Origin of the sequence: Hydrogenimonas sp., assembly GCF_029932565.1 — a bacterium.
GTDB lineage: Bacteria > Campylobacterota > Campylobacteria > Campylobacterales > Hydrogenimonadaceae > Hydrogenimonas.
In genome coordinates, this window is sequence record NZ_JAOZPV010000016.1 from 1 (window position 1) to 11,806 (window position 11,806).

At 48.5% G+C, this 11,806-nt stretch carries 13 protein-coding genes and 2 tRNA genes; 2 read left to right on the forward strand and 13 right to left on the reverse strand.

Features of this window, described 5'->3' with window-relative positions:
• Positions 1-166: 166 nt before the first annotated feature.
• The 10 genes from Q1K24_RS03470 to flgA form a co-directional block, all read right to left on the reverse strand.
• Positions 167-1,414 carry an EAL domain-containing protein gene (locus Q1K24_RS03470; RefSeq protein WP_300366003.1) on the reverse strand — a complete coding sequence of 416 codons (1,248 nt, stop codon included), beginning with the start codon at positions 1,412-1,414 and terminating at the stop codon, positions 167-169.
• A gap of 168 nt (positions 1,415-1,582) precedes the next feature.
• Positions 1,583-2,752 carry a pyridoxal phosphate-dependent aminotransferase gene (locus Q1K24_RS03475; RefSeq protein ID WP_300366006.1) on the reverse strand — a complete coding sequence of 390 codons (1,170 nt, stop codon included), beginning with the start codon at positions 2,750-2,752 and terminating at the stop codon, positions 1,583-1,585.
• Positions 2,753-2,895: 143 nt separating this feature from the next.
• Entirely contained in the window at positions 2,896-3,144 is a 249-nt protein-coding gene (locus Q1K24_RS03480) for a hypothetical protein (RefSeq protein ID WP_300366009.1), read from the reverse strand.
• 47 nt (positions 3,145-3,191) lie between these two features.
• A complete protein-coding gene (cysE, locus tag Q1K24_RS03485) occupies positions 3,192-3,896 on the reverse strand; it encodes a serine O-acetyltransferase (RefSeq protein WP_300366011.1) in 705 nt (234 codons plus the stop codon).
• 26 nt (positions 3,897-3,922) lie between these two features.
• Complete coding sequence (gene speA / locus Q1K24_RS03490; RefSeq protein WP_300366014.1) at positions 3,923-5,791, reverse strand: biosynthetic arginine decarboxylase; 1,869 nt, start codon at positions 5,789-5,791, stop codon at positions 3,923-3,925.
• On the reverse strand, positions 5,769-6,983 hold the full coding sequence (gene hisS, locus Q1K24_RS03495) for a histidine--tRNA ligase (RefSeq protein ID WP_300366017.1): 1,215 nt from the start codon (positions 6,981-6,983) through the stop codon (positions 5,769-5,771). Before hisS ends, speA begins: the two co-directional genes overlap by 23 nt.
• Entirely contained in the window at positions 6,980-7,561 is a 582-nt protein-coding gene (gene tmk / locus Q1K24_RS03500) for a dTMP kinase (protein WP_300366020.1), read from the reverse strand. The genes hisS and tmk overlap by 4 nt, the downstream gene beginning before the upstream one ends.
• Position 7,562: 1 nt before the next feature.
• Positions 7,563-8,063: a pantetheine-phosphate adenylyltransferase gene (coaD, locus tag Q1K24_RS03505; protein WP_300366023.1), complete on the reverse strand. Its 501-nt coding sequence runs from the start codon at positions 8,061-8,063 to the stop codon at positions 7,563-7,565.
• Entirely contained in the window at positions 8,060-8,587 is a 528-nt protein-coding gene (locus Q1K24_RS03510) for a UbiX family flavin prenyltransferase (protein WP_300366026.1), read from the reverse strand. Before Q1K24_RS03510 ends, coaD begins: the two co-directional genes overlap by 4 nt.
• Positions 8,584-9,216 carry a flagellar basal body P-ring formation chaperone FlgA gene (gene flgA, locus Q1K24_RS03515; RefSeq protein WP_300366029.1) on the reverse strand — a complete coding sequence of 211 codons (633 nt, stop codon included), beginning with the start codon at positions 9,214-9,216 and terminating at the stop codon, positions 8,584-8,586. The genes Q1K24_RS03510 and flgA overlap by 4 nt, the downstream gene beginning before the upstream one ends.
• Before the next feature lie 220 nt (positions 9,217-9,436).
• On the opposite strand from flgA, the gene Q1K24_RS03520 reads away from it, so the two are divergent.
• On the forward strand, positions 9,437-9,622 hold the full coding sequence (locus Q1K24_RS03520) for a hypothetical protein (RefSeq protein WP_300366032.1): 186 nt from the start codon (positions 9,437-9,439) through the stop codon (positions 9,620-9,622).
• A gap of 16 nt (positions 9,623-9,638) precedes the next feature.
• On the opposite strand, the gene Q1K24_RS03525 is transcribed toward Q1K24_RS03520, so the two are convergent.
• From Q1K24_RS03525 to Q1K24_RS03535, 3 genes are all read right to left on the reverse strand, one after another.
• Positions 9,639-9,713: transfer RNA gene (locus tag Q1K24_RS03525), tRNA-Gly, on the reverse strand.
• Between the two features lie 8 nt (positions 9,714-9,721).
• Positions 9,722-9,808: transfer RNA gene (locus tag Q1K24_RS03530), tRNA-Leu, on the reverse strand.
• Between the two features lie 89 nt (positions 9,809-9,897).
• Complete coding sequence (locus Q1K24_RS03535) at positions 9,898-10,173, reverse strand: HU family DNA-binding protein (protein ID WP_300366034.1); 276 nt, start codon at positions 10,171-10,173, stop codon at positions 9,898-9,900.
• A gap of 183 nt (positions 10,174-10,356) precedes the next feature.
• Between Q1K24_RS03535 and flgL the strand changes: the two genes are divergently transcribed.
• Positions 10,357-11,806, forward strand: a 1,450-nt coding sequence (gene flgL / locus Q1K24_RS03540) for a flagellar hook-associated protein FlgL (protein ID WP_300366037.1), incomplete at its 3' end; no start/stop codon positions are given.

The following is an 11,806-nucleotide window of genomic DNA, read 5'->3' on the forward strand; positions in this document are numbered from 1 at the left end:
ACGAAAAAGCCTGTAATAAAGAAAGCGGATTCAAAATCCGCTTTCTTTCAATAAACGGTAAATAGTAAACGGAAATCGGAGAAAAGGAAAAAGGATAAGAAAGAAATATTTTTTTATTTCAAATCAAGCTGGCATATGCCAGCTTTCTCAACACTCAACACTTTCCCTACGCATTCATCGTTTTAAGCGCTTCATCGAAGGCATTGACTTTCTTCATTGCCTCGAGGGAAAGTGTATTGATCGCATCGGGAGAGAGATTGTATTTCATAACGATCTGGTTCAGTTTTTTGACATCGTTGTTCTCGATGACGCGGACCATGTTCAACAGCTGTCCGTAGAGGCCGTCCGCTTCAAATAGTGCATTTTCTATCTCGTCGGAAACGTGCAGATGGTGAAGTATCTCTCTCGGCGGTCTGTGGAAAATCAGATGGATCAGAGAGAGCATGCCGACAAGATACGCGGTCTCCTGTTTCGATTTTTCCGCATTGGGTTCAATCAGTTTCAAAAGGCCGACCATCAGTTCCGTTCGGTTGATAACCATGAGAACCAACGGATGGTTTCCGTTGTCACGCTGGGTCTCCTTCGCAAAGAGCATGACAAGCAGCCACTGGGAGAGCTGATTGCGTCCAAGCAGTGTAATCAGGTGGCGAATCGAGGTGACAGTCTGGCGGAGGGAGAAGAAAGGCGAATTGATAAATCGCAGAAGCTGGAGTGTAATTGTATGTTCCCGTTCGAACGCTTCGACCAGTTCGTCCGTCGATGCATCGTTGCGAATGAGATTCCAGAGGAGCAGAATGGCTCCTGTTTCGGCATGAATCGGATACTCTTCAAGAATTTCCGGTTCTTTGAAAAAGTAACCCTGAAAATAGTCACATCCGAGGTCCAGCATGTTTTGATGCGCTTTTCTCGTCTCGATTTTCGAACAGATGGTTTTGATACCATGCGCTTTCGCCGTATAGATAATTTTTTTGATCGTATTTTCATCGAGCGCTTCGTGATCGATCTTGATATAGGTTATCAGATCGAGGATATGCGGGAGATTGATGGTTTCGGGATTCTGCAGGTCATTGATCGCAAATACATACCCCTCTTCTTTGTAATGGGCAAGGATGTCGATCAATTCCGGATCGTGAATGTCCTCTTCGAACAGAGCAAATATCAGACGTTCCTTCGGCAGTGCTTCGATCAACTTGCGTTTAAGGAAAAGAGGCGTTATTTTGATGATTCCCTGATGCAGACCGATCACATTGTCCACACCGATGACATTCATCAGATTGTTGACGGCAGTGGCCGTCATCACGGTGCCCTTGTCGATATCTTCTTCCGGTTTGTTCCCCCTGAAGAGAATTTCGTAAGCGAAAACGCGGTTCGCCCGGTCGATGATTGGTTGTCTCGCGATATAAAATGCGTCCATATTACCTCTTTTGTTTCATTGTCGAGTTGATCTCTTCAATCCATTTCGTTGTACTGCCTTGACGCATTTCTCGACTGTTTTGGGGCGTTTTGTTGGTTTTGGAAGGGAAAAGAAAACCCAATATCACCAAAATTGCAACCGCAACCAAAAAGATGAGAAATGCCTGCATCAACGATAACTTTTTACAAATTCCGCAATACGCTCGATCCCTTTTCGAATCGTTTCGATATCGGTCGCAAAACTGAATCGGAAATAGCCGTCCGTTCCGAATCCGGCGCCCGGTACGACTGCGATTCCTGCCTGTTCGAGCATAGCCTTGGCGAACGCCATCGAATCAGGTTCAATGGCTTTGTGATTGACAAAAAGGTAGAAAGCCCCTTTTGGTTTGATGACGGACAAGCCCTCGATTTCATTGAAAAGTCGTGTCGCCTCGTCGCATCGGGCTTCGAATGCCTGACGCATCATTTCAATATCGGCGTCTGCACTTCCGTCGAGTCCTTTGATGGCAGCGAGCTGCGTGATCGAATTGATGTTGGATGTGCTTTGGCTCTGCAGTTTTTTCATCGCTTTGACAAGTTCCCGGTCTGCACTGGCACAATAGCCGAATCGCCATCCCGTCATCGCCACCGATTTGCTCAGACCGTTGATCGTGATCGTCCGCTCGAACATATCGTCACTGACGGAAGCCGTTGCGGTAAATTTGGTTCCTTCATAGACAAGTTTTTCATACATCTCGTCACTGGCAATCAAAATATCGGTACCTTTGAGAACCTCGCCCAGTGCTTCGAGCTCTTCACGGGAGTAGACAGACCCGGTGGGATTCGACGGCGATGTCAGAATGAGCATCTTCGTTCTGGATGTGATGGCGTTTCGCAATTGTTCCGGTGTGATTTTGAATGCAGTGGTATCGTCTGTTTCGATGGCGACAGGGACTCCTTCGCTGTATTTGACCAACTCGGGATAGGTCACCCAGTAGGGTGCCGGAATGATGACTTCATCTCCAGCATTGATAGTGGCCTGAAAAAGGTTGAAAAGCGATTGCTTGGCCCCGTTGCTGGCAATGACCTGGTCTGCCGTGTAGATGAGGCCGTTGTCACGTTTCAGTTTTTCGACGATGGCCTCTTTCAATTCGGGAATGCCATCCACCGGTGTATATTTTGTAAACCCCCCTTCAATCGCTTTGATGGCGGCATCTTTGATGACCTGCGGTGTATCGAAATCGGGTTCCCCCGCCGAAAAACCCAATACATCCTTCCCCTCCCTCTTCAACTGTTGAGCAAGTGATGTAATCGCGATTGTCAGAGATTCCGAAAGTGTCTGGATTCTGTTGGAAAGCATACACGGACCTTTTTTCTTTTCATTTTATCGAAATTTACGGGAGTGCTCCCTTAATTTGGCAAAGGCGTGAAAGAAGATGGGGTGTTTTTGGGACAGGTTGTAGAAAAAAGTGGAGGTCGAAGAGCAGAAAGCTCTCCGAATCTTTAACGTTTTTCTGTTTCGCAGTTTGTATCGATCGTACCATCCTGATTGAATTTGACTGTGACACCAAACTGTTCGTCATCGTCATATTTGATGTAACGGACACCATCAAGACAAAAGTAGGAGATATTGTCCACATCGATTTTGCCCGCTTCGATATCCGCTGCCTTCACCTGATGCTGCTTGTCGCTGCATCCACCCAATACAAACACTCCCAAGAGCGCCGCACTTAAAAGAACAATACGTTTCATGGAACAAATCTTTTTATTTGAATGATGGCAAATCTTTATACCGGAGTCTATTGTTTCATAGATTTGATAAAAGCTTCGTAAATTTCATCGAGCTTCTGATCCTCTTCCAGCAACTCTTTGTGTTCCGGCGCCAGAATATGTTCGATAACGGCAACCCTTTTGATGAGATATTCGAAGAGTTCTTTGTTGATGTCCGGAATTTTGTTGTGGCTGAGGGGGCTTTTGTCGCGGCCTTTTGTTACCACTTTCGCCGGAATGCCGACAGCAGTCGACTCGGGGGGGACGGATCGGACGACAACCGAATTGGCGCCGATTTTGGATTCATATCCGATCGTGATATTGCCAAGCACTTTGGCACCGGCGCCGATAACGACTCCACACTCCACCGTGGGATGCCGTTTGCCCGGATTGAGGGAAACACCTCCCAGTGTCACACCCTGATAGATCGTCACATCGTCACCGATGATGGCGGTTTCTCCGATGACGACGCCGATACCATGATCGATAAAGACCCGCCGGCCAATGGTTGCAGCGGGATGAATATCGATATTTGTGATCAATTGGGAGATTCCCATCCAGATTCGGGCGATCAGACGCAAACCTTTGCGATGCAGCCAGTTGGCGATGCGGTAGTTGGCAATGGCCCAGACTCCCGGATAATTGAAAAAGAGTTCAAATTTCGAATGAATGGCTGGATCGCGTCTATAAACTGTTTTAAAATCTTCTATAATAAGCCGATAAATCGGTGGCACTATACTCCTCCTTCCGATCGTATACACTATTCTGCAAAATTGATGGTTCTAAGATAACCATTTTCACTGAGATAGAGGTAAAGTTCACCAAGTATCTCTTTGTGCTCATCTTCTACTATTGTTTCGGACTCCTCTATCATCTGCCGGATACGTCGTTCGATCTCTTTGGTATCGTAGTCGATATCGTCGAGAACGTCGAGGATGTTCTGCGCTTCGAGAATCTTTTCGATCCGGTAGGTTCCATCCTCTTCGAACTGTACGATCGCCTCGGTTGGATGGGTGAAAAGGTTATGCCGCATTCCGAGTATCTCCTGGTAGGCACCCACTTTGAAAAATCCGAGAAAGTACTCTTCCTGCTCCACGTCGACATCGTGAAGATAGAGGGGATTGTCGATGTTGAAAGCGATCTCCCCGTCACTGTCACACGTGATGTCCCAGAGGCTTGCCGAACGTGTCGGCTGCCTGTCGAGACGATCGAGCGGCATGACCGGAAAATTCTGACCGAGTCCCCAGTAGTCGGGAAGCGACTGAAAAAGCGAAAAGTTGACCAGGTACCGCTCCTGTACACGATTGAGAATATCCTTGATCTCTTTGGAGGGCTTGTGCCGCAGGAGTTCCAGTGCCTTTTTGATGATGAGGTGGACGAGCGTTTCGGTATTGGCCCTGTCTGTCAGATCGATGTAACCCAGATCGAAGAGTGTCAGCAGAGATTCCATATGGTCGAGTGCATCGTGCAGGTATTCCCGGGCGTTTTTTGGGGTAATGGAGCTGTAGAGATCGTAAAGCTCCTGAACAAGAGGAGGATTGTCCTCTTTAAGGCGAAGAATTCTTTCGCTGTATTCCTGGCTGAAGAGTTCCAGAACCGGAGCAACGAGTACTGCATGACTGGCTGCAACGTATCGGCCCGATTCTGTAAAAATCGTGGGTTCCTGGACCCCTTTTGCCTGTGCGATCTCTTTCAGCAGGAAAACGACATCATTGGTGAACTCTTCCAGTGTGTAGTTTCGGTTTGACTGCCCCTCCTGCTGACTGTATTCGACGGCAAGTCCGCCCCCGATGTTGATGGCTCTCAGATTGCCGGCGCCCATTTTTCTCAATTCTGCATAGATGTTGCCGGCTTCGCGGATCGCCTTTTTCAGAGGGGAGATGTTGTTCATCTGCGATCCGATATGGAAATGGATCATGGAGAGACGATCCATAAGATTGTTTGCCTTGAGCAGATCCATCGCTTCGAGCAGTTCGGTCGAAGTCAGGCCAAATTTCGAACTGTATCCCCCGCTTTTGGCCCAGATGCCGATACCACCGGTATGCAGACGAATGCGCAGCCCGATTTTCGGAATAGGGTTTCCAAGGCGTTTTGCCTCTTTGATGATGAGTTCGAGTTCGTTGATTCCTTCGATCGTCAGTGTGATGTTGTGTCCCATTTTGGCAGCGAGAAAACCGATACTGATAAGTTCCTGATCCTTGAATCCGTTGACGGTGATCGGCTTGCCGAGATTGGTGTAGGCCATGGCCAGTATGAGCTCACCTTTGCTGCCGGCTTCCAGGCCGTACTCCAGATCTTTCGTCGCCTCCATCAATGGGATGATGAATCCGGGAAACTGGTTGACTTTGAGAGGAAAAACGGCTTTGAATTTTCCCTGGTAGTCGAACTCTCTTTTCGCCCGTTCGAAATGGGAGAAGAGTTTGCGTACATTCTGGACGGCCAGGTGGGGAAAGCGCAGAAAGAGGGGGCCTTTGTAGCCGTCATCGCGCAGTTTTTTTGTGATCTCGACAAGGGCAGGCCGGTTGCCATGGTTGATTTTGACAACACCTCCTTCGACAAAAAAATTGTCATCGCCCCAGATCTGGATGCCGTAACTCTTTTCCGGATCAGTCGAATTCGCTGATGGCAATGCGTTTCTCCTCTTTGGTTTCAAGATCCTTTATCCAGATTTCGCCGTTTTTCAGCTCATCTTCTCCTATAATGGCACATTCTCTGGCACCGAGGCGATCGGCCGCTTTGAGGTGGGCTTTCAACGATTTTTTGCCGTACTCCGTAAACACCTTCTGCACTTTCCGTTTTCGATGGGCCAGATCGATAATCATCGGAAGGGCGTCCGGTTCCATCATGCCGAGATATAGACCATTCCGCCCCCTTTCCGGTATTTTGACGAGATCGAGAATCCGCTCGATTCCGAGTGCGAAACCGACAGCCGGTGTCGGTTTTCCGTCGAGAAATTCGACGAGTCTGTTGTAGCGTCCTCCACCGGCAATGGCGCTTTGCGCTCCGATTTCACTGCTGACGAACTCGAAAGCCGTGCGGGTATAGTAGTCGAGACCCCGTACCAGTTTCGGATCGAGTTCGAACGGCAGATCGTGCGATTCGAGCAGAGTGAGCAGGGTATTGAAATCCTTGTCGCATGTTTCACAAAGGTTTTCCGTGATGACGGGCGAGCGTTCCAGCAGAGCCTGACAACTGCCGTTTTTGCAGTCGAGAACCCGAATCGGATTGGTGGCGATGCGCCGCTGGCAGTCATCACAAAGACCGTCACGTATGTCGTTGAGATGGGTAACCAGACTCTCCCGATATCCCGGCATACATTCGGGACATCCCAATGAGTTGATTTTGATGGTATACCCGATTCCAAGCGCATCGAAAATATCTTTGATCATCAGGATGATCGTGAAATCTTCATAGACACTCTCTTCACCGAAGCTCTCGCAGCCGAATTGATGAAACTCCCTCAAACGCCCTTTTTGCGGACGTTCATATCGGAACATCGGGCCGTGATAGTAGAATCGGTGGATGCCTCCTCTTTTGTCCAGTTTGTTCTGGATGAACATCCGTACGACTCCCGCCGTCCCTTCTGGGCGGAGGCAGACGTCGTGGCCCCCCTTGTCGATGAATTGATACATCTCCTTGCCGACAATATCGCTGCTTTCTCCTACACTCCGTTTGAAGAGCGACGTCTCTTCCAGAAGCGGGGTTTCGATGTACTCGTATCCGTAACGTTCCGCAATGGCACTGGCCGTGCTCAGGAGGTAGGTAAAAATTTCGTTGTCGGGGGCGATGATGTCTTTCATGCCGCGTAGCGCTTGTATCATAGACGTTCCTTGATATGCGTAGTAATCTGTTCCGTAATGGTTTCGACAGAATGGGTGGCATCGACAATCATATGATCGAGATTCAGCAGGTCGACCAGTTCGAGCATCGTGGTCTGGACCTGCAGCATATAGTCGATGCCGCGCTTTTCAATCGTATCGTGCTGCTTTTCGCCAAGACGGCGGACCAGAGTCTCCCTGTCGATTTGAAACAGGATAATCGTGTCCGGAAACATATTGGCGGTCGCGTAGCGGTTGAGCTGCAGGAGGGTATCGATCGCAATCTTTTCATGTACATGGGCATAGGCGATACCGGAAATAAAAGAGCGGTCACTCAAAATCAGTCTGTCGGCATTGGGGCGGATGACCCGTTCCGTATGTTCCGCCCTGTCGGCAAGAAAGAGGAGTACTTCACTCCGGGGATGAATCTCTCCCTCCTGAAGGAGAATCGTGCGGATTTTCCTGCCCAGATCGGTTCCACCGGGCTCCTTCGTAATGAGTGTATTCCCAAATCGAGCCGCCACCCGCTCGATCTGTGTGCTTTTGCCGACCGTGTCGATCCCCTCGAATGCTACATACATGTTACGGGTTTTTTCTTTCGGTTGCCGCCTCGATCATGCGATAGACTCTTTCCGGCAGCAGATGGGCACATGAGGCGTTATGTTTGAGAATGGAGCGGACCACGGACGAACTGATGAAAGCGTTTTCGAGGCTCGGCATGAGGTAGACCGTTTCGATTTCGGGTGCCAGCGATGCGTTGGCGTATCCCATTTGCAATTCGTACTCGAAATCACTGACGGCCCGAAGTCCCCGAATGATAATGGAAGAGTCCATTTCTCTGCAGAAGTCGACAAGAAGATTGGAAAATCCTTTGACCTTGACACTCTCCAGCCCTTCACATGCGGCGGAAGCCATTGCGATGCGTTCACTGTGGGAAAACATCGGTCCTTTTTCGTTCGATTTTGCGACAGCCACAATGATCTCGTCGAAAAGGTGGGTGGCGCGGACAATGATATCCATGTGTCCGTTTGTGATCGGATCGAACGTTCCCGGATAGATCACTCTTTTTCTGGATTGTTTCATGCCTCTTCGATTCTCCACCGTTTAAAAAGATCGTGTTCGATGTTGAGTAGATCGAGCCACTTTCCTATCACAAAGTTTTCCATCTCTTCGACCGTTTCGTGATCGCTGTAGTATCCCATGACAGGCGGAGCGATAATGACACCCAGCCGTGAAAGTTTCAGCATGTTTTCCATGGCGATGGCACTGAAAGGCATCTCGCGAGGTGCAAGCAGAAGCGGCCTCTTTTCCTTGATCATAACGGCTGCAGCGCGCGTGACGAGATTGTCGGCAATACCGCATGCGATTTTTGCCAGGGTATTCATGCTGCATGGGGCGACAATCATAGCGTCGCTTGGGAATGATCCGGATGCCATGGGTGCGGAAATGTCCTCTTCGTCATAGATTTTACCGTTTTCATGGGCAACTACAATATCCGTATGCTCGGAAACGATCAGGTATGGTGTGATGCTTTTGGGCAGTTTCTCAACAAGTTTGAAGCCCAGGTGAACTCCGCTTGCACCGGTCACAGCGACGATCAGTCTCATCGTATCTCCACGGTTTTTTGGCCTACCACCACTCCGCGCATCGATACACCGTTTGATTTTTTCAATGTGATATTGTCTCCTATATATCCGTTTTGCAAGGCAGTGGCTTCAAATTCGATAGTGACAGGGCCGTCATGATAGATACACAAAACCCGTTCGTTTTTTCGCACATCCGGCAGCGGCAGGACCATTTTTTCTGTAATAATTCGCCCCTCGGCGATGTTTTGTCTTGCGATGAGTCCGCTTTTTGTCATGTCGAAGAGAGGTGTATCATTCATTTTTTCAAATGGGACCGTCTCCCTGCGAACACTCTTTGAATCGATTATTTTATCTTTTTTTATTTGATGATTGGCTTTATAGAGTGTGATAGAAGCATTGATGTCATATTGAAAAAAGTGGCGTTTTTTTCCGCATATGGTGATGAATGTGCCTCTTTTTCTGCGCAGGTTGCTTTTCGTGAGTTTCAGCGTACAGTGGGGGGAATAAGCAAATCTTTTTGCCGAGGCTGCCGTCGGTTTTATCGTGATTGTATGAATATGGATGGATGGATAGTGTTCCATGTAGGCTCTTTTGATGTGCTGCCGGAGTTTCGGATAATTTTCCGTATGGGTGCGTTGAAATGTAATCATGCCGGATCTCGGTAGCACGACAGAGTGGCCTTTCTGTTCCAGCAGCTCTTTGATTTTAAATGCGGGTACTTCCCATCTGGAACGATTGTCCGGCAGTGTTAACAGGCACGACCTCTCTTCTTTATGTGTAAAAAGATTCGCAGGCACACAAAGGGTATGAATAGTGTATCGGTTTTTTAAATGAATCGTATCCGCATGCAACAATGATAAAGAAAAAATGATGAGCATGAAAAGAGAAGTGAAGATGGAGCGGGAGACGGGGGTCGAACCGGAGGCCCGTGAAACGGAGGAGACCTGCGTCTCCTCCGTAGGGCCGCACGCCGATGCCGATGTGCAAATAGCACAGGCAGACGGCGAGCGAAGCGGGTGGAAAAAAGTTTTGAAAAAGTTTTCTAGAATATCGTAGAAAGCAGAAAAGAGTCTGGAGCGGGAGACGGGGGTCGAACCCGCGACCCCAACCTTGGCAAGGTTGTGCTCTACCACTGAGCTACTCCCGCTTATAAAATGGTACCGAGGGCCGGACTCGAACCGGCACGGGCTAATGCCCACCAGATTTTGAGTCTGGCGTGTCTACCAGTTTCACCACCCCGGCTTCTGGTACCCTGATTTGTCACGAGTGGAATTTTAGTAACTGGAAACTTAAACACCGGTTAAAAGCTAACCGGTGATATTTTTGTGAAGTTATTTGGCAACAGCTTCTTTCAGTTTTTTGCCTACTTTGAATTTGACTGCGCGGGTAGCAGGAACATCTACAACACGATCCGTTCCCGGAACTTTCGCCTTGCGAGCCGCACGTTCTGCCGTCGTGAATGTACCGAAACCGATAAAGCTTACACTTTTGCCGCCGGCAAGTGCTTCCGTGATCGTTTCGAGCGCAGCGTCAAGAGCCGCTTCGGTGTCTTTTTTAGACAATCCCGCTTTTTCGGCGACTGCCTGAACAAATTCAGCTTTTTTCATTGGGCTATCCTTATGTGAGATTTACACGCTCATTGTACAATGTTTTATTTCAAAATGCAAGAAATCTTATAAAAAAACTAAACGTAATGTCCATTTTACCGATAGTGTTTACAATAATTAAAAGAGGAACCCAATTTGCTTGGGCAAAATCGACACAAATCGACGGAGTGAACAGAGGATAACATGCGCATCACACAAAACAACTTTTACAACCGATTCGTCGCCGATCAGCAGAGTATCAAAGAGCAGCTCAATCGACTCAGTCAGCAAATCTCTTCCGGCATGAAGATCAAATACGGATTTGAAAATCCCCGGGTTTTCTCTGACACGCTCCGTCTCGATTACGAAGAGCATACATTGACCCAGGCGGTGGAGGTGGCGACAGATGCCCAGAACTTCGCCAACAATACCGACAGCGTCATGTTTCAGTTCACCGATGCATTGACACGGTTCAAGACACTTCTCATCCAGGCGGCCAACGGTTCGAACGCGGACAGCAACTATTTTGCCATCAGCAACGAGCTCAAATCTCTGAAAGAGCATTTCATCAATCTCGGAAACAGCTCCATCAACGGCCGCTACCTCTTTTCCGGAACGAAACTCGATGTCAAGCCGCTGGACGACAGCGGCAACTACTATGGAAACGGTGAAGAGCTCAAAGCGGTCGTCGGGGCCGGCGTGGAAGTGCCCTACAACATTCCCGGGCTCGACCTCTTTTTCGGAGAGGATGGCAATGTGAGCCGCAGTGTGACGACGAATGTGGCTTTGAGAAAATTCGGCACGGAAGAACCTGCATCGCTCACTACCACTCTTGGTGAAATAACGGGGAATACGGATGATTACGATTTTACCATTCAAGGCAGAAGAAGTGATGGCACATTTTTCGTGACCAACCCGCCTGTCACATTGACCGAGACGGATACGGTGCAGGATTTGCTGAACCGTATCGAGGATGCTTTTGCTCCTGGGCCCGTGGATGTGAGTCTGGTTAACGGATATATTCATATCAAAGACAAAAAAGAGGGACGTTCGTTGCTCGACTTTCATATTTATGGAGAATCCGGAGGAGGCGACTCTATCGAGTTTGTAAAATCCGACGGCGTGGCGGCAGATGTTTACGCCGTCAATGTTCCCTTCGAACAGATCGGAAAAAACGGTTTTCGCGGGAATATGCCACAGATCGTAAAAGAAGATGGCAGTATCGCGACGGGCTCGACAAAACTGATCGAAACAGCAGGGCTTTCAAGCTTCCCCTTAAATACAGAATTGACTGTCGCTTTTTCTGATGGGACGAATCCTTCAAGTTTTGATATTTCCTTGAACGATACTATGACCTATCAACAATTGATAGAAAACATCAAAACGTCTATCGAAAACGATGCCAATACGGTGATAACCGATGTAAATGTTTCTTTGGATAGAAATGGAAGGATCATTGTCAAAGGGGATGGATTGACTTCATTTTTTATGTACGATAATAACAATGACGGAGACAATCTCCCCGCCATTTTGTTCAATACCAACAACGCCCTGACTATCGACGACCCCAAACACGACTTCTTTGCCGCCATCGACGAAGCGATCGAAGCGGTGGAGAACGGTCTGGTCTATCCCGATGGCGGCAGCAGCAACC